The organism is Ferrovum myxofaciens (assembly GCF_000735045.1).
Classification (GTDB): domain Bacteria; phylum Pseudomonadota; class Gammaproteobacteria; order Burkholderiales; family Ferrovaceae; genus Ferrovum; species Ferrovum myxofaciens.
Genome location: NZ_JPOQ01000015.1, coordinates 24,457 through 43,618, shown reverse-complemented (window position 1 = coordinate 43,618; position 19,162 = coordinate 24,457). Strand labels below are relative to the sequence as shown.

Here is a 19,162-nt window from a genome sequence, read left to right as displayed (position 1 = left end):
GGGGGCCAGGGTCACGATGGTGTCCAGCACCCACAGGAAGCGGTCCACATGGGGCGCTTCGCGCATGACGGATTCTTCCAGTTTGTCGGAAATTCGGTCGAAATCATGCTCCAGGTTATGATGAAGTGCTGCTTCCAGGACCTTGGCGTGGGGCAAATCCGGATGCTGGACCACCAGGGCCTCGAAGGCTTCCTTCGATACCTTGTGCACCCCGGTCACTTCCTTGATCAGTTGGGTCCCCTGAGTCAGGACCCGCCACAGATACCAACCCCGTTCGATGATGACCGTCAGGGCCACCAGCAACAACAGGGCCATCAAATAGAGTATGCCGCCTGAGCTTTGGGCTGCGGCTTGAATTCCTTGCATCGTCATGGTTCATTCTCCTCGAATCAATAGCAAAAATGCCGTACCCCCTGTGAAGGGGGATACGGCCGAAGGTACTACAGTAAATTTAGAATCCGGCGCTCAGGTTGAGACTAAACATCCGTCCCGGCAGGGTCCAGTACAAGGCGTTATTTCCTTGAGTCTGGCCCGCATAGGCAATCATGTCGGTACGGTTGAACAGATCATCCAGTTGAAACTCCAGTTTGGCGTCCTTGGCCCAACCCAGGGAACCAAAGTTGTACCCGGTGGCCAGGTTGACCGTGGTGTAACTGCCAAAGTGCACATAGTTGCCGTTGACATCCGTTCCCCCCCAGCGCGACCCGATTTCCTTGGCGATCAAGGAGGCATTGGTCTTGTTGTGCTCATACAGCATCCCCAGGGCCGCCGTACTCTGCGGCGCATTCTGAACGGGAATGGCACTGGTGTAACTGTTCAGGGAATAGTTGCCGTAGGCATTGAATCCGGAACCGAGGTTATAGGTCGCCTCTCCTTCCACCCCCTGGAAATGCACCGCCCCGATGTTCTGGACGGTGATCAGGTTCCCCACCGCACTTTGCTGGGACAGGTTGTTGTTGGTGATGTAATAGACATCTGCGGAAGCCGTCAATTTGCTGCTCTTGAACACCGTCCCCAACTGGTAGTTCATGGTTTTTTCCGGGGCGAGATAAGACAGGCCCACCGCCGTGTTGGGCTGAATCGGCTGGTTCGCGTTATAGAAGGAGCCGAACAGCATGGGCGCCTGCATCCCTGCGGCCGCTTGCCCATAAGCCGACCAGTTATCCGAGATATAGTAGTGCGCATCCAGAGAAGGCAGCAGCGAGGCCCAGGAATGGGAGTAGGCAAAGGCGCCCCCCACCGTGGTGTCATAGGCTGAATTGTAGGTCCGGTTGAAGTCGTTGAATTTCAGCCCTGGGGTGATGGACCACTTGCTGGTGGGGCGCCAGATATATTCCACGTAGGGCTGAATGGTGTTCATGGAACTGGTTTCCGCCTGATTCCCGCCATTGGCCAAACCCGCCTGATTGATGATAGATCCGAGTCCGCCGGTGGAAAGATCCACGTTATTGGTCCAGGACTGGTGCAACTGACGCTCGATCCACAGCCCGAAATTCAGATCGTCGTTGCCCAGCGCCCGGGTGGCCCGCAAAATATCGCCATAGGAGGTGTAGGCGGTCAACCCCGTCACGCCGGCAATGTTGGACCCCTGTGCGATATTCCCGCCGGACAATAACAACCCGTTTCCGGCTCCTGCCAGAGTTTGCCCCGATGTTCCGTTCGGATTATTGCCATTAATGGCATTGTGGGCAAGGGACGTGGTATACACTTTGTTGTCGATCTTCCAGTCGCCAAAGCGGGTTTGCAATCCGATGTAATCGAAATTGGAAGTGAACTGATCGTTGTTATACCCCACATAGCCGGTACTCAGCGGATTCTGGTTCAACCCATAGTTCGAACCATATTTTGAAATCTGCTGCGCCGTCGCCCCCGGCGATGCATTCTGAAAGGTATTGTTCTGCATGGCCACCACAGTGATGGCGGTGTCTTCATTGAGCGGTTTGATGAATTTGGCAAAGACGTTGCCCCGCCGTTCATTGCCGTTGGTCAGCGCCCCGTCGGTCTGGTAGTGGTTGTAATCGATGAACCCGCTGGCATCCCCGTAGTTCTGCATCACCCCCGTGTCATACTGAAATCCCACCAGACGGGAATTGAAACTGCCGATCTGAGAACGCACCGTTGCTGCAGGGTCTCCCTGGGGATCGTTGGAACGCAGGGCGATGGTTCCCCCGTAGGTGGAATCCCCCACCGTACTGGCCCGCCCTGGCCCCCGATCCACCGTGACTTCCCCCGTATCCTGACCCAGGAAGTAGGTATTCACATGGTGGGTAAAATCCGCGCCGTCCGCAAAGGGAATCCCGTCGAAGGTGACGTTGTATTGCCCGTCCTGGAAGGAACGCATGACCAATCCGCCGCCCTGATCGCTCCCCCCAGGTCCATTGGGACTGACGGACCAGACCCCCGGCGCAATGGCCGCATTATCCACATAGGTGGAGGCCCCGGTCTGGGTATTCTCGATGTAGTTACGGTTGATGACGGATTGAGGTTCGGTGGCGGTCAGAGATCCCTGGGTGGGGGCGTTGGCCGATGCCGACTCGGCAGGCGGAATGGCTTCGTTGCTATTACCTGCACCGCTGGATACCGAGCCCAGATCGTAAGCCCATAGGGTTCCCGGCAAGGCCGTCAGCATGGAGGCGTGAAACAGTCCGGAGATGAGCGGCCTCATACGAAATTTCTTCTTGTACATGATGTGTTCCTGTCAGTAATGTGAATGGGTCGGGGCTTGGCCCGTTTATTATTTTCAGGGTGTATTTTCCCATTTCTTTGTGACAGGGTCGTGTCGCAAATATTGCAGTTCTGTGAAACTTTTATGCATTTTCCAGATCCTCTGGAGTGCACGGTCATATCTCGCTATAATCCAGAGGGATGCCACTCCTGATGTTCACCCCATGGTTGCCCTGAACCCCGCCCCTCTGATCACCGATGTCCACCCCTTTCTGGAGATCGGTTTGGGGCTGGTCATGATCCTGCTCTGCATGCTCATTCACAGTTTCGGCATGTATCAGGTCATGCACCGCTTCGAAGTCCACTGGTGGCGTTTTGCCCGGGAAAATCATGAGTTGCGCCGGCAGATCTACTTTTTCTACCTGGTCTTCCTGATCCTGCTGACCCACCTGACGGAAATCCTTTCCCTGGCCTTGATCCTGCACTTCATGCAGGCCGTTCCGGACATGCGTACAGCCTTCTATCTGGCCGGTGAAACCTATACGTCGCTGGGAAACGGAGATGTATTGTTGCCCATGGGGTGGCGCCAACTGTCCATGTTCATCACCATGTCCGGACTGCTGACCTTCGGTTGGACCACCGGGGTATTGGCCAACATCGTGGGTAAGACCTATGATGCCCAGTTTGCCTCGGTCCGAGACAAACCTCCCCCCACAACCCCGCCTTCCAAAAACGGTGAAGGCTCCGTTGAAGACTGAAAGGATGCACTGACATGGGAGAACTCCTGGCCCTGTGCTATATCGGAGGCATTGCAGAAGTCGCTCTGATCAGCGGGATTTCCCATGTGCTTTTTCCAGAGTTGGCGGCTCTATCCTACGACATTTTCAAGCGTCCCCAGGGAAAGTGGGCCAGCGCTCCCCTCCTGCTGGTGCTGACTCCCTTTCTGGCGGCGGTGGTGGGTTTATGGCTGCAACACCAGTGGGGCTATGGCCCCCTGTCGCTGGGACTGGGAATTTCAGCGGCCCTGTTCTTCATCAAGGTCCTTCGCTCCCCCATCGCCCCCGCGATTTCTGCCGGGGTACTCCCCATCGCCCTGGATGATGGCAGTTGGTGGTATGCAGGCGCCGTGCTTTTCAGCACCTCCCTATTGGCGCTGGGATCGGTCCTGCGCCAAAAGTTCCAAAAAAACGCCCACCCTCCGCTCCCCCCTCCTTCACAAGCTGATCGAATCGATGATGAAGTGGAATGCCCCGCCACCCAATACCATTGGTTACCCTACTTCATCGTTTTTTTGGCCATTGCCATGGGACTGGTGCTCTTTTCCGGCTGGCGCTTCATTCTGTACCCCCCCCTGGTGGTTATTGCCTATGAAATGTTTGCCCATGCCGATGTCTGCCCCTGGGCGAGAAAACCCGTGCTGCTGGTTCTGGCCTGTCTATTGACCGCTTCCTCGGGGTTGGGGATTTTTCTGTTGCTCGGGCACGGGCCCCTGGCCGTGATCCTGTCCATGGGCGTTTCCATTGCCCTGATCCGTTTTTTTGATTTGCATGCCCCCCCCGCCACCGCCGTGGGACTATTGCCCTTCGTCATCGACCACCCCGACTGGCGCTTTCCCCTGGCGGTGGCTCTGGGAACGGGGTTGCTGTCCCTGATTTTTCGTCAGTACAAACTTCGACACCGATCCCTTGCCCACCCCCCCGCCCAGGGATAACCGGTCAACGCAAGGTCAGTGGATTGATCACCTGAAGAAGCCCGTCGGACACATAGGGAATCACCCCGGCCCGGCGCAGAGCAGAAACATCCTGGAGGGCACAGTCGGGATTTTGAGGATCACAGTAGTCAAGAACGATGACGGGCAAGCGATACTGACGGCGAATGGCATCGATCTGACCCAATAGCCACTGGGTATCCTGAGCAGAAACTGCGTAATAGATTTTATCTTTCTGGTTCCATCCCTGAAATACGGACTCCACCACCACTGCATTGACCAGGGAATGGACCTTGGGCAATAATTCAAATCCTCGATTCAGAACGATCTGTGCTTGAGGAAATTTTCGATGCAAGGTCACAATCAAGCGGACCAACCCGAGTTGTTGTCTTTCCTGTTCCTGGGGGTCCGTCACCACCTTGCGCCAGGAATCCAGGGTGTCCAGAAAAAACCCCCGGTAGCCCCGATTCCACAAGGGACGCACCACCTGCTCGGCAAAGTAGGCGGGCCATGCCGGCGAAGTCTGATCAATGATTTCAGAATTCCAGTCGGGATCATCGCCCAGAATCCAGGATTTTGGAAAGAGATCGTAATACCCCCGATTGGGAGTCACTTCGCCCACACTCACATAGGCAATCCAACGGGCCCGACTGCGGGGATAATGCACCGGGGTAAAATCACTGTCGGGATCCACCACCACCAGATCGAAATCCGCCAGTTCCCGTACGGCGGGATGTTTGCCGTAATAGAAAGCCACCGTCAAAGGTCTCGCCAATAGATGCGGACTGACCCCCCACAATACCAGCAAAAACCAGATGCTCGCTTTACCCCGCCGTCCCACAGACACTCCTTCAGTTATGGCTATAGACCAGTTCATCCTGATGGAGCATGTAGGTTTCGTATTCCAGTTCAGAAAAATACTGTTCCAGATAAAAGATTGCCATCAAGACCACCACAAAACTGGACAGGGCAAACCCATAGCCGTAGGTTTCCGGTCCTATTTTCAAGGTAACCCAGGTAAATAACCCCGTCAATACCACAAACAAAACGGACAGGATCATGACCACCCGCTGGCGATCGATGTACAGAAATACGTTGATCGCCACCAGGAAAAGCACCTGCAAACTGGCGGAAATGGTATCGATCCGCAGAAGGGGCAGGTAATAGACCGATATGCCCACGAGATGAAGCAAATCCCCTCCGAAAGCGAAGACCAGCAGCACCACGATGCCCTGGATTTTGAGCACCTCGTAGAGTCCCGTGCGGACCCCGCGCACCATCATGTTGCGCATGTTCTGAAGATGTTCATAAGTCCCCCCCGAACGCACGGCATCGTAAAAGGCATTGTAATATTCCACAAAATCCGTTTCGATGCGCAACAGGAAAAATGCCATTCCGGGCAACACCGCCAGATAGGACAAAAAGATCGGATAGTCGTAAATGAACGAGGCATGCAATGGCCCGATGACCGGTTGCCCTGTGAAGGGATAGTACCAAAACTGGATCTTGTGCAACCACTCGCCCAGATAGTAGCAAAGGCCCACCACGCCCAGACGGGGATAATTGAACCTGCGGTCGAAGACCTGCCAGGAAATATATTTTTCCGAACGAAAATTGCGGTAGATCAGGGCGTGCATCCCCAGAATCAAAAGGATATGACCCAGAACGAAACTGCCGATCAATCCGTTCAATCCGAACCGGGGAAACAGGAACAAGGCAAAAATCACCGCCGATCCGTAGCCCACCACGAACAGCAACAAAATCGCCCGGTATTGCTTGATTCCCGACAGAAAAATGATGCCGCACCAGATATTGCACAACAACACGAAGGCCGTCAGCATCAACAGGCGATAGTCAATATCCATGCCGGCAAACGCCGTAAAACACAGGATCAACCCCAGGATCCCGGCCCCCAAAGTCACCACCAGCAGCACCGCATGGTAACTGGGCAACACCGTCTCGTTTTCGTTCCCGAAGAGACGGTCTGAAATATAGCGGGTAAACATCAATTGCACCGCGCCCGTTAGAATCTGGCTCGCCGCAATCAAATAGGTCAGGGAAACCTGAAACTGAACGATGGGAAAATTGGTGCGCGCCACCGACAAACTGAACAGGCTGATCAACTGGATCGAGACGATGGACAGAATCAGGGGTCCGGAACCAATCAACCCCGCATAACTGTAGGCAGCCAGCGTACTGGTCAGATTATCCTTGTGGAGAATTTTGCGTATTTCAAAGCCAATGCCGGCCATCGTCGATCATCCTTCTGAAAATACTTCGGTGGGCTTCTGCCACAGGGTCGTATAGAGTTGACGGTAGTGGTCCTCCATGATTCGCGCATCATAGTAGCGAGATACCCGTGCCACTGCAGCGGCCTGCGCATTCTGCCAACATCCCGGAAGGGTCAGCAAGTCGATCATGGCCTGAGCCATAGCCTCGGGGTCGGCAATGGGAACCACGGCTCCCGCCTTCCCCAACCCGCGATCCTCCCCCGCCGCCCCCTCCACCAGTTCGCGACAGGCCCCCACATCCGTGACCACGACAGGCACTCCCGCCGCATAGGCTTCCAGAACCACCAAGGGCTGACCTTCGCTGATGGAACTCAAGGCCATCAAACCAATCTTGGGGTAATAGCGATCCACCTGCTGATGTCCCAGGAAGTGGCACTGAATGTCCAAAATTCCCAAACTGGACGCAAAACTGCGACATTCCTGAGCGTATTCCGGGTCTTCCCCCTCGCCCCCAATGATCCAGCCCTGTAACTCGGGTACTCGGCGCGTCGCAATAAAAATGGCTCGAATGAACGTCCGAATATCCTTGATGGGCACCACCCGTCCGATCAGGGCAACCACCAGCGGGACAGATTCCGGACGTTGCCCCCGCAAAGCCGAGAAACGTTGTAAATCTATGCCATTGGGGATGACCTGCGTACGTTCCGCCGGAGCCCCGTCATCAATCTGACGCTGCCGATTCTGCTCAAAAAGAGAGATGATGGACGTCGATGCGGAATAACACATCTGACCGATGGACTCAAAGAAACGTACCCACAGGTCCTGAAGATATCCGACCTGGGTGGAATCTTCCTCGAGAAAGCGCCGGTTATCCCGCAACCAGGAACTTTGCAGCAAATCGATCTTGCGTTCCTTCGTGTAGATTCCATGCTCGGAGAGCAACAAGGGACGTCCCGTCCGGTAATGAAGCAAAGCGCCCAGAAATCCGGCATAGCCCGTGGAGACCGTGTGATATACCTGGGCGGGAATGATCTGGTGACTGACATTGACGATCTCCCAGATCGGTTTATGCATCATGCGCACCGTCCAGAAATAATCGGTAAAGGAGGGATCCGTGGAGTATCGTTCATAGTACTCGGTGATCATGTCCCAGGACATCTTGCCGTACAGGAACTGTGCGTCATCCAGAGCTTTTCCATTTTCCATCTGAGGAAGGATCTGACGCAGGAGATGCCCGCTCAGGTCCGGATGCAGGGGATCTCGCAATGCCTGATGGAAGTGTTCCATTTTTTCAAAAGCCTGGGGATCCCCCTTGCGTACTTCCCTTACCGCTTTCTTGGGTACGACATCATGAATGAAAAACTCTTCGTAATAGACCACATGGTCCGGCAAGGTATAAACGGGATCTCCATAATCCTGGGGACTGCTTCCCATAAATACCAGCGCAAAAGACACATCGGGAAACTCGGTCAGAAGATGACTGACCCAGGCTGAAACACCGCCCGATACATAGGGGTAGGTTCCTTCCAGCAAGAGACAAACGTCCGCTTTTTCTGCTCTTTTAAAACTCCTTTTGTTCTTCATGGCAACCAATACCTCAACAAGGGCTGGAGTTGGGGCATGCGCGCACTATTACGCAACCCCTTGAGCAACAAGGGAACCCGATGCAGTTCCCCCTTTAGAAAAGCCACTTCGGCGAGCCAGGGCAAAAGACGATCCTGCGGATAGTTCAATTGCTGCGCGCGCAGAAAATGGTTTTCCGCCAACCCATAGTCTTGATGCAACAGCGCACACCGTCCCAGCAGAAACCACATTTCCGCCTCTTCGGGGGACAAATCCAGGACTTGATGCGCAAAATGTGCAATCTGGGTCAGCGTATGTTGGCGCACCTCCCCCGTCACCAGATTCTGATAGATCAATTCCCAATACAACTGAGCCATGCGCATCCACAGTTGAAGGGGATGTTGTCCCGCCGGCAAAGCCGCCAGTTGATGATGAATCTCATAGACCTGTTTCATCACCTCCTTTTCAGCCTTATCCATGGTTCCATAAGCCAACAGGCGTACCTCATCGCTGGAGTCTGCCAGGAGATCGGAGAGCATCTGGCCGGAATAGCGCAAGGGCATGGAACGCAACGTCACCACCGCAGACAGTTTGCTGGCCAGGGGTGCCTCGGTGGTGGTGAGTTTGGCCAGCAGGCGAGAACCCACGCCATGGGTAATGCGGTTCAACAGGTGATGATTGAATTCAGGGGTGTCGGCGGCCCCCAGGTAACCGTGATCCGGGAGTGGTTTCAAAAACCGGTGAACGGCCATTTCAGTCAAAAAAAGCAGGGCGCCGGCCACCGGCAAAAACTGGCAGGTCAAAAAGACATGCAACAGGGAAGCGCGACTGGGGAGGGCAAAAAATGCAGGCCAGAGCACTGCATAAAATAATGTCGTCAGCAGGGATGCACAGGCTTGCCAGAAGAAAAAACCCAGCAACACCTCCACTCCGGCCTGGGGACCCATCAAGGCATGGATGGCCATCCCCTGAAAAAGGAAAGCCAGGAACCCCAGAATGATCGTCACAGGAATCATGGGGCACGCACCTGATCGTAAATCGTTTTCAAATCCATTTCGGCATCCCGTGCTTTGACGGAAATCGAATAAAAACGGATTTTCGCCTCAGCCAGGGTCGTCTGGAAGGTCTGTTTCAAACCCGCCTCGACCCGGTTCATATACCCCAGGACCCCGTCTCCTTCGGTCAACGGCATCAGGAACAGGGCAAATTGCCGTTCATCGTTCTGATCTGTCCAGAGCATGTCCAGCGAACGCAACTGGCGAATCACTTGCTGAAACTGCAAATCCCCTGGACCCGAGCGGGGAAAACTCAGCGCCACCAAGGAAGATTCGATGTCATAAAGTTTCTTGAGATGAGAGATCCGCTCCACCTCCGCAGCAAATCCATAGGGGCACTGGGGCATGAGACGATGGACCTGCCCCACCAACTGGTATTCGGCCAGGCCGTCGCCGTAGTAATCCAGCAATACCCGCATCAATTGCATATTGTCGTGGTTGAGCGCCATGAAATGAATCTGATGGACCAACAGGACCCCAATCAATTCGCCCGTGACCTGGACGATGGGAGCCGCCACATAGTAGGAGCCCAATTTCTCCGCATCCACCGCCTTGAGGTGGGACAGGGACTGACGCGCCAAACAGTCCTTCAGAACCGGATCCTCTTGATTCAGGGGAATCGGCGTGCCCACCCCGGCGTAGGATACGTCCACGACCTGACCATTGGAAGCCACCGAATAAAGGGTTGCGGAACCCAGTTGGCAAATCATCGAGATGAGGTCCAGTGCCGCCTGCGCCCCTTTGAAGGGAGAATGAGGTTCTTCGGAAGCGGTGGACAGGGCGGTGATTTCGCGCATATGTTCCAGAGCGCTGCGCAAGGTTGCCGGTCTCGTAAACAAATCCCGTTCCAGTCGATCGTGTGAAACCCGCAGGAGGTAGTGAGCCGTAGTCAGAGACGCCAGGTGATCGTTGAGGTAACCGTTGATCCCGTTGGCCCGAACCGACAGATTCGACCAGACATCGCGAACATGGCCTGCCAGAATCACCTGAACCAACCCTCCGGACATGAACATCACCGGGAAACCCAACGCCCCATTGCCCTGATAACCCCGGTACAGGATCTCCCAGGCCAGAACGATCATCAACCCGGCCAGGACGCCCATCAGGGCACCATAACGCAATGCCAGGGCCGTGGCCACCAACCAGATCCAGGGGAAGGTCAGCATGAGTAATAGCGGATCTTGCGGGTTGATCCAATAAAACACCCCGATGGTCGCACCCATGTACCCCACGACCTCGAGCACCGCCACCGGACGAATGGCCGTTTTCACAAAGAAACGACTGTACAGCGTCACCCCGTCCAGGGCATCGCTGAAACGGGCTTTTTTGGCTGCCTGGATAGCGTTTTCCACGGTCGTCCAAACTCAACGGGGGTATTCGATGGGGATCAGTAACTGATCGATCAAGGTCTGTCCCACGGATCCCACGCTTGAACGACTCCAACCCGTCCGGCTACCCGTCGCGCTCCAGACCGTCTTTCCGGTGGTCATGTCCACCAGATTGAAGGTCACACTGACGGCAGGCTCGCCATCCACCCCGGTCTTGTAACGCCATTCCTGGACAGATCCGGTCAGAGCGTATTGAATCCTGTTTTGACTGGCCCAGTCCATGGCGGCCTGTTGCAACTTGGCATTGTTCCCCAGAATGAATGTATCCTTTTCATCCTTGATGGGGTAACGCTTGAGGTCCATTCCCCCCTTCTGATGCAGGATACTTTCCGTGATGCTGGCCACTCGGTCCCCGGCATCGGGGGTTTCCGTATAATTGGCCATGGGCAGAAGTGCCCAGGAGGCGTTCTTGTCCAGGGCAGGCGGTTGCCCCACATCGAGCGTTGAACAAGCCGCCAACCCAACGGTTGCTGCGGTCAGCGCCCAAGCAATGGTTCTATTCGGTTTCATGATGTCCTGTCTCCTGACGTATCTTTAAAGTTAAAAAATTCTGCCGCAGACTTCTCTACCCACTCAATAAAAGTACCGATAACTGACCCCTGTCTGGGTCATGGATTCCGTACTGCCGGGTGCCGTTTCGTGGAAATAATAGATCCGGGCATAATCCCCGCCAAAGATCGGTCCTGCCAGTCCCGCGCTGATCTGGGGCAGCAATCCCAGAATCGTGTCATTCACGACCCCTGCGTCCACATAGGGTTGCCAACCGGGACGCAGATAATTATTCTCATAGTCGGTTCCATACCCCGTCATCAGCCCATACTGGGAAATGTTGCCGGGCATGAAAAAAGCCGTATTGACTGCCTGTCCCCTGGGTACCAGCGTGGCCAGTTGGGGGAGTACCACGTTCCCTGCCGAATTGAACCGGCCTTCATAGGTCACGAAGCGCAGGTTCCAGTTGGGCATGCTGCTCATCAACTGATAGCCCATTTCCATGGAATACAGTAGCCCGTTGCCGAGATATTCTCCATTCTGCGCATTGAACCGGTCCCCTTCCACGGAGGTTTTGAGAAACCACCGGGGAGCAAACAGCCATTCCAGGGACATGTCCACCATGTTCTTCATTCCCATCACCTGAATGACCGGAGAAAGATCCGTAAACTGGTTCCAGCCCGCCATCACCCGCGCCTTGAGCGTGGGCGACCAATTGTATTGGGCACTGCCACTGTAGGTGTCGAAGGCATACCAAGCCGAACGATGGCCCACCGTCACGGCATAATCCCGGGCATCGGTATGATCGCCGAGAGTAACGACCATGCTGTTGTCCTGAGCCGGAACATAAGCAACCTGACGGGTATTCAGATCGGTTTGGGTGCGCTGAATGGCTTCCGCATCCAACGTATACTCATTGTTCAGCGCAAACCCCACTCCCGCAGATTTTTCCACATAGGACAGGGGACTCCAGGTACTGACGTTCATGCCCGCCACCACGGAGGGGGTGATATAGCCTTGGGGGCTCCAATAGGGCCCGGGAGAGGGATCCTGGTTCTGGCTGATATTGTCGCTGGGTGTCAGCAGCACCTCCCGTTCGATTTCATGACGGGTGGTATTGTTAGGGGCATTTTCGCCCCCTTCAAAGGCGGTGGTTTGTGCATCTGCTCTCCGACCCAGGCGTTCAAGACTTTCAACCCTTTGATCCACCTGGATCTTGCTCTCCTGATCATCCACCAGGCGGGCCAGAGTTTCCTGGTCATTCTCTGCCAGGGCCAGCGTGATCCGGGCATCGGTGGAATGCAGCAAACGATTGCCATACTCCTGTGCCAGCCAGGCCCGCGCCAGATCGTTATGTTCCCCGCCCAGGGCCCAGGAAGTCGCCACATCCTTGGCCGCGTTGGAAACCCGGCAACGCTCGCTCAGAACCACTTTTTTCTTGGCTTCGGGGGATAGACCTTCCGCATCCAGTTCCTCCAGGCAATCATCCCCGGTTGTCAAGGGAACATCCTGAAAAGCCCGGAGGTTTCCCAGCAGCGATTCCGCTGCCTCAGGAGAATCTCCCGACCGCTTCCGCCAACGCCGTCGTTGCAGAAGTTGGGTGAGGTAATCCAGGGAAGCATCCCCATTCACGAAAAGTTGACTCAAGGATACTCTGAGCGCCAGGGGTGATTCCACACCGCCCATGTCCAGCACCGGCGTTACGGGTTGCAGTGCATTGCCTCTGGATACCAGATTCCGGATCGAGGAGGAAGGCTGAAGTGGCGCAGAAATCAAGGCATTGAGACGACTCCATGCGGCCCGGCGCGAACGCCACGCCGACGCCTCATCCCCGGAATCCTCCTGGGCATAGGAAAGAATCAGCAACCACTGGGGATCGTCTTTCATCTCCTTGGCCTCCCGGGACAGGTATCCCAAGGCTCTTTCAGGCTGGTTCAAGCGGACGTAAGCCGCTCCTGCGACCCCCCAGTAAATCGAGTCGGCTTCGATCCGATGACGCCAACCGTAGAGCACGGTTTTCAATTCGTCATCCGCACCAAAGTCCACCAATGCCCATAGATAAGCCACGCGCTGGGTATCACCGATCTGAGGCAACATCATTGCCTGGTGCATATCGGCCAAGGCCAGTTTCCAATGCCCACTGCGCAAAAAATAATCTCCCCGTGCCATCAAAAAATCGGCATTGGTTTCAAACTCGGCGCGCTGTTTGGCAGTAAGTCCTTGCAACAAGGCATACACTCGACCCCAGGCCCTGGCGGTGGAATAACTGCCCATGGCATTCAACAAGGATTGCAGTTTGCCCGTCAAACGAAATTGCAATTCAAAAAGCCTGCCGGCATCCAGGGGATACCCCGCGTAGTAGTTCTCCATGTCCAGGAGGTCATCATCATCGTACCCCCCGGTCTCCAGCAATTTCTTGTGTCCTTCACTGGCCGCCTGATCATGGTGGGACAAATCCGCGACTTCGGCGTAGGCTCGCCAGAAGGGGGCATTCACCTTGTCCACACCCACTCTGGATTTAACCTGGGTCAACTCGTCAAAAGCCGCCTGGGGGTTCTTTTTTTGCAGATCGATATCCGCAATGTCGATGGCATAGCGGGGCGAAGGTCCATAGTCTGCCTGCAAGCGATGAAGCGCCCACAGCGCCTTGTCTTCATCCCCCAGATCTTCGGCCAGTTGAGCATACCGTTCCAGCATGGGAACCCGCATTGACCCAACCGCACGGGCCTTCAGAAAATCCAGACTGGCCTCCGGTTCAGCCAGCCGCTCATGGGCGGCGATGATCTTTCCGATCAATTCGAGGTCCTCGGGATTGCGCTCGGATTCATGCAGCAAGGCCGTCAGATAACTTCGATCATCATTGGTTTGGCGGGCAATCCTCAGGACATTTTGCCAGGCCTCCTCATTGTGGGTAGCCTGGGCATAAATCATCCAGTTTTCCAGAGCTACCTTGGGCTGCCCATTCCACAGCGCCACCTGGGCCAGGCGTTTGGTCCAGACCGCAGGGTCAAGATGGCGCTCCAGCGCCTTGAGACAAACTGCTTCCGCTTCCTTCAACTGGCCATTCCCCACAAAGGCACTGTACATCAACTCGAAATCTTCGAGGTTTTTTGGGTGTGCCCCCGCCGGTGCTGCCCATCCACCATTTTTCGGCGCGCGCGCGCCCTGCGTGGAAGATTGCTCGATTTCCGGCGTGACATCCCTGGCAAAGGTGGCATCCTCATCATTAACTCCGGATTCTGCACCCACCCCCAACCCATTGATGGCCGGTTCCTGATCCGCGCTACGATGAAAACGGGCAGGCGACTTCGCCCAGAGTACAGCACCGGGAACCCCATCGGAAAACCTGGACCCATGCCTGTGAAAATATCGCCGGGCCGAACCTGACGTTGGCCCATCCCAATGAACCCAGCGCACCGCAGGGCCGATACTTTCTTCACGCCGGCTGAGTTGTAGCAGGAGTTTTGCGTATTTCACTTCAAGATCATGCCGTTGTGCGCTTCTTGCCAACTTGAGCATGGTCGCCACGGCTTCCGGATCCATTTCCATCCCCGCCATATGCGCATCGGCCGCAACACAGGCTGCGGCCACCTGGTTTCCTGCCTCCAGAGCGCCGATCCCGGCAGCCCAGGCACGTCTTTTGTCCGAAACACTCCGGGATAACCCCTCGACCTGGAAAAAAGCTTCTGCGGCAAGGGTGTAATGCTGACTGTCCAGCGCAGCTTTGCCATAACGTGCGTACCACAGGCGTGCGCGTTCGGGATCCTGAACGGCGAGGGCCTGATAGTCCTGGGACATCACGTCGAAGTTGGAGGAATCTCGAGCCATCCTGACCAGATATTCCAGGGTCGGCACATCCCAGTGATAGTCGAGCGTACGATTCAACAACTGGCGCGTCTCCCCCAGATAATGCGCCCGTTGAATACTCTGCAGAGGATATTCAAAAGCCCGCTGTTCCGCGACCCGGACACGAATGAACAGGGCCCGTGCCCGATCCTGTTTCCCCCCCAGGTCCTCCAGGCGTTGTGCCGTCTTGAGCGCCGCATCCCAGTGTCCGAGGGTCATGTATTGCCAGGCCAGGGTTTCCAGCATGGCGGGTTGATCCGGATGCCCGGCCAACCGGCTTTCGAGATAGGCGATGGAAATGCCGGTGGGCTTGAAGGGATCCACGGTTTTCAGAAAAGCTTCATTGCCTTGATAGGCGGCAGCCATGGACAACAGAATCCCGGCCCCGAGAATCAACGTCAACCAGGGACGAATGATTTGTTCCCGTTCAATCATGACAATGAACCTCAATGTCATGCACGGGACCTTGCTCTCCCACGGAAGGCGGGAAGGAGACCTTCAACCGTCCCTTCCCATCCTCCGTGGACTGAACCTCCCGACCATCTACCTTGAACCCGCAGGCATGATCCGCATGGCTCAACAGCACATAGGGTTGGTAATAGCCCCGGGCATCGAAACGAATCCCTCGACCTTGCCGCTTGAAATGGGTGATATACGCCGTAGCGGCCGACACATAGGGCAGCGGATCCGCCGGATGATTCACCGGCAGCAACGATACGCTGGCCTGGTCATCCCCCAGATGCACATAGGTTCCACCGGGAACGGACAAGTACCCAACGACTCCGGAGGAATGGGTCAAATCAGGAATTTCTCCCACCGGCAAGCGAAATTCCCGGAGACTCCTGCCCGTTCGAATCTGCCACTGCCCCTCCTGCATGGCCACCGACGCATGCCGCGCATCCAGAACTTTTTGAATGAAATCCGAGGTATACACCGGGAACACCGGTTGTTTCAACGTCACATCGTACACATTCTGAAGTGCTTTCAAGGAAGCCAACTTGGTGCCGGAATAAAAGTGGAAATAGATATCCACCGGTTTGATTCTCAGCGGAAACTCGGTGATTTCGTAGGTTTCCAGAACCCGCACCATGCCATAGAAGGGTCGCGTCCAATCGTTCGTGTAGATGTTCTCGTTCATTTCCGCCGCATAGATCTGGTAATTCTGATCGCCCTTCCCCTTCGCGATTCCGGCCCCACTGATGTCTGTCCAGGAACCATCGGGCTTGACAGGCAGGGTGTCCCCCCCCGTTGATGTTATACACGCCCGCCTTCCATGCCTCTTCCAAAGCGGCCGCTGTGGGGTTTGCCGCCCCCGACCATTGTAGAACCCGGACTTTTTTCCCCGGTGGAGCCAACCGGCCATTGATATACTCGATGGAACCCTCGATCTCTCGTTTGAGATCGAAGGTATAGCCCGGAATCTGCATGGATAACTGTTCCTTCTGCTGCCCATACTTGGGATCGGCCAAAATCCAGTCGAGAGGATGGCTATAGGTGTGAGAACCGATTTCAATATTGGGCAGGGCAAAAATCTTGCGCGCAATGGATTCCAGTCTGGGGGACAGGGCAGGATATTTCCCCGTGGGACCAATTTCCCCCTCCACAACGGAAACCGTCATGGGAATGGGATATTTTTTGAAAATCTGGTCATACAGGGCTTCCGCCCCATAATCATAACCAGGAAATTCTGCCCGGGAAGGAAATCCATCCCCGTCCACCTGGACGAAAAACAGGCGTCGCCCATTCTCCGAAGTGGTATCGGGTACCGGCATCGCCGGCAACGACAAGGATTGGCGCAGGAATTTAAGGGGATCAATGACCCAATAGTTCCGATTCAACTCTCCCACATACTCCAGGGAAAACGGAGCCAGGGCATAGCCTCCCCAAGGCAGGGTGGCCGCCATATCCATGATCGTGTCGCCCACCTGGATCTGTGCCAGGGATTGCCCTGTGGGGCCGATGGCCAGCCCCACGGCATCCTGTATCTCGACCTGCGGCGCGTGTTCGAAACCGATCATGGGGGCAGTATGAAGAATCCTGGCGGTGGCCCCGGGCAGATACCCGCTGGGCAGTACCTTGAGATCCAGAACCTGTGCGGTCTCAATATCGATGTCGAAACCGAAGCGATCAAATACCGCCACCGGAACGTGACGGTGTACCTCCTTCAGAAACCATAGGCGCCATTTGTCCTGATCCGCCACATCCTTATCCAGAAAAACTGCGATGCCGGCGTAACGATCGGGCGTAATGTCTTCCGGCAGCCCCTCGTTGACGTTTACATACCGAACGTCATAGCCCAGATAGTCCAAGGGCAGAGACAGGATCTTGGACCCCGTTCCTTCCTCGATGGCCGTCCCCGGATCCAGCGATTGAACCACCAGAATCTTTCTGGGCATCACCCTCAGTTTCCCGATGCCCACGATGTTTTCGTCCGGGCTGGTCACATAAGGAATCAAACCGGCCTGGGCAGACTTCCGGGCCAGGGCCTGCTGACCTTCCCTGTCATACGTCTGAGCCAGTTCAAGGTCGATCAACGGGACCCCAGGGTATTTTTCCTGCCAATGATGCAACTGGCTCAACTGCTCATCCAGACGGTGGGGATCCACGGTTAGAAACCAACCCTGCAGGGCATCATAGGGCTGAAAGATCGATTCCACCACCCATCCGGCCAAAAGATCCCCACGGGCGTCGGCCACCGGCAAATGATTCCGCAAGAATATCCGCGCACCCTTGAATTCGCCATGAACTTCGGTCAGGGCCAGGGAAAGCCAGCGGTCTTCGGTACTGGGCGGAGCAGAAAAAAACGAGTCTCCGCCCCTTTCCTTATCGGTCAGATAGAAGTCACGAAACCCTTTCCCCCATAACGGCGCAAGCGTTTTTTCCAACCAGGCGGCAGGGGTGCCCTGATAGTCTTTCTGCGTGATTTCCACACGGGCCGCCCAGCGGGTATGAGGATACCGTTCTGACGAGGGCAAGGCAAATACCGCCGGATCGACGATTACCTCATCGAAGGCCTGGAGCAGATCCAGAGGCGCATCGGTCCCCAGATAAAACGCCACATTGGGCGATGCCTCCCCCTCGGCGGCGAGAACCCCCCCCCCAAGCATCGAGCCTGCCCACAGGCAGGCCCATAGTCCCCAAACCCTTACCAAAGTCACACCCCGACTTCCCGATATCGTTGCCAGGCCCAGGTACTGGTGCACATGTCCTCCAGACTCCGCGTCGTCTTCCAGTGCAATACGCGCAGGGCCCGTGCGGGATCAGCGATGCAGGAGGCAATATCCCCAGGGCGACGGTCCACGATCTGGTAGGGAATCGACCGGCCGCTGGCCTTTTCAAAGGCGGCAACCATTTCCAGCACGCTATGCCCCTGTCCGCTCCCCAGATTGATGGCCTGCCAACCGGGCTGGGTCGCCACGAAATCCAGTGCAGACCGGTGCCCCTCCGCCAGATCCATGACATGGATATAGTCCCTCACCCCCGTACCGTCCGGCGTTGGATAGTCATTGCCAAAGATTCTCAGAAGAGGACGTTTGCCGGAGGCCACCTGCGCCACAAAAGGCATCAGGTTATTGGGAATTCCCGCCGGGTCTTCTCCGATCAATGCCGAGGGATGAGCTCCCACCGGATTGAAATAGCGCAAACAGACGATTTTCCATTTCTCTGACGCCCGGGCCACATCGTGCAACATTTCCTCGATGTGTGATTTGCTGCGTCCATAGGGGTTGGTGGCGCTCGTTGGATGAGTTTCATCGAGGGGCAGAGTTTGAGGATCCCCATAAACAGTGGCACTGGAACTAAAAACCAACTCATGCACCCCGCAGGTCTGCATCGCCTCCAGCAAACTGAGGGTACCTTGAATGTTGCAACCATAGTACTCAATGGGTTTGGCCACCGATTCGCCCACGGCCTTGAGCCCCGCCAGATGAATCACCGAGTTGATGCGGTAGTTGCGCAACGTGGAGACCACCGTATCGCAGGTACGCAGATCCGCATGAACGAAGGGAACGGTCTGACCAGTGATTTTTTCCAGGCGTTGCAATACCGAAGGATCGCTGTTTGAAAAGTTATCCAGCACCACCACGGAAAAACCCGCCTGAAGGAGCACCGTCACTACATGACTACCGATATAACCCGCACCACCTGCTACAAGCACATTTTTCTTGTTATTCAACCCTACTCCCCCTACTTCTCCCCCATCATGAATTGCTCATGATA

The 19,162-nt window shown here is 55.7% G+C and carries 14 protein-coding genes; 2 read left to right on the top strand and 12 right to left on the bottom strand.

The window, feature by feature from the left end; genetic code table 11:
* Nucleotides 1–372: MotA/TolQ/ExbB proton channel family protein (locus tag IV91_RS0103585; RefSeq protein WP_035417069.1), on the bottom strand; the 372-nt coding region annotated here is incomplete at its 3' end.
* A gap of 79 nt (nt 373–451) precedes the next feature.
* Nucleotides 452–2,686 carry a TonB-dependent receptor gene (locus tag IV91_RS0103580; RefSeq protein ID WP_031596064.1) on the bottom strand — a complete coding sequence of 745 codons (2,235 nt, stop codon included), beginning with the start codon at nt 2,684–2,686 and terminating at the stop codon, nt 452–454.
* A gap of 202 nt (nt 2,687–2,888) precedes the next feature.
* Here IV91_RS0103580 and IV91_RS16655 point away from each other — a divergent pair, with 202 nt between their 5' ends.
* Together IV91_RS16655 and IV91_RS0103570 are read left to right on the top strand one after the other, a co-directional pair.
* Nucleotides 2,889–3,422: an ion channel gene (locus IV91_RS16655; RefSeq protein ID WP_051861988.1), complete on the top strand. Its 534-nt coding sequence runs from the start codon at nt 2,889–2,891 to the stop codon at nt 3,420–3,422.
* Nucleotides 3,423–3,436: 14 nt separating this feature from the next.
* Complete coding sequence (locus IV91_RS0103570; protein WP_035417062.1) at nt 3,437–4,375, top strand: HPP family protein; 939 nt, start codon at nt 3,437–3,439, stop codon at nt 4,373–4,375.
* A gap of 4 nt (nt 4,376–4,379) precedes the next feature.
* Here the strand turns inward: IV91_RS0103570 and IV91_RS0103565 are convergent, their stop codons facing one another.
* The 10 genes from IV91_RS0103565 to galE form a co-directional block, all read right to left on the bottom strand.
* Nucleotides 4,380–5,249 carry an endo alpha-1,4 polygalactosaminidase gene (locus IV91_RS0103565; protein WP_084189894.1) on the bottom strand — a complete coding sequence of 290 codons (870 nt, stop codon included), beginning with the start codon at nt 5,247–5,249 and terminating at the stop codon, nt 4,380–4,382.
* Nucleotides 5,224–6,624 carry an exopolysaccharide Pel transporter PelG gene (pelG, locus tag IV91_RS0103560; protein WP_031596060.1) on the bottom strand — a complete coding sequence of 467 codons (1,401 nt, stop codon included), beginning with the start codon at nt 6,622–6,624 and terminating at the stop codon, nt 5,224–5,226. Before pelG ends, IV91_RS0103565 begins: the two co-directional genes overlap by 26 nt.
* Nucleotides 6,625–6,630: 6 nt before the next feature.
* Nucleotides 6,631–8,187, bottom strand: coding sequence for a GT4 family glycosyltransferase PelF (gene pelF, locus IV91_RS0103555; RefSeq protein WP_035417061.1), 1,557 nt, complete (start codon nt 8,185–8,187; stop codon nt 6,631–6,633).
* Nucleotides 8,184–9,182: a hypothetical protein gene (locus IV91_RS0103550; RefSeq protein WP_051861982.1), complete on the bottom strand. Its 999-nt coding sequence runs from the start codon at nt 9,180–9,182 to the stop codon at nt 8,184–8,186. Before IV91_RS0103550 ends, pelF begins: the two co-directional genes overlap by 4 nt.
* The gene (locus IV91_RS0103545) at nt 9,179–10,573 is read right to left on the bottom strand and encodes a PelD GGDEF domain-containing protein (protein ID WP_051861977.1); all 1,395 of its coding nucleotides are present in this window, start codon (nt 10,571–10,573) and stop codon (nt 9,179–9,181) included. Before IV91_RS0103545 ends, IV91_RS0103550 begins: the two co-directional genes overlap by 4 nt.
* A gap of 12 nt (nt 10,574–10,585) precedes the next feature.
* Complete coding sequence (locus tag IV91_RS0103540; protein WP_051861974.1) at nt 10,586–11,119, bottom strand: hypothetical protein; 534 nt, start codon at nt 11,117–11,119, stop codon at nt 10,586–10,588.
* Nucleotides 11,120–11,182: 63 nt separating this feature from the next.
* Nucleotides 11,183–15,400 (bottom strand): tetratricopeptide repeat protein, encoded by a 4,218-nt coding sequence (locus tag IV91_RS0103535; RefSeq protein ID WP_084189892.1) that lies wholly within the window; start codon nt 15,398–15,400, stop codon nt 11,183–11,185.
* Nucleotides 15,372–15,767, bottom strand: coding sequence for a hypothetical protein (locus IV91_RS16650; protein ID WP_150112364.1), 396 nt, complete (start codon nt 15,765–15,767; stop codon nt 15,372–15,374). The genes IV91_RS0103535 and IV91_RS16650 overlap by 29 nt, the downstream gene beginning before the upstream one ends.
* Nucleotides 15,745–18,147 carry a hypothetical protein gene (locus IV91_RS15615; RefSeq protein WP_150112363.1) on the bottom strand — a complete coding sequence of 801 codons (2,403 nt, stop codon included), beginning with the start codon at nt 18,145–18,147 and terminating at the stop codon, nt 15,745–15,747. Before IV91_RS15615 ends, IV91_RS16650 begins: the two co-directional genes overlap by 23 nt.
* On the bottom strand, nt 18,099–19,118 hold the full coding sequence (gene galE / locus IV91_RS0103525; RefSeq protein WP_031596054.1) for a UDP-glucose 4-epimerase GalE: 1,020 nt from the start codon (nt 19,116–19,118) through the stop codon (nt 18,099–18,101). Before galE ends, IV91_RS15615 begins: the two co-directional genes overlap by 49 nt.
* Nucleotides 19,119–19,162 lie beyond the last annotated feature (44 nt).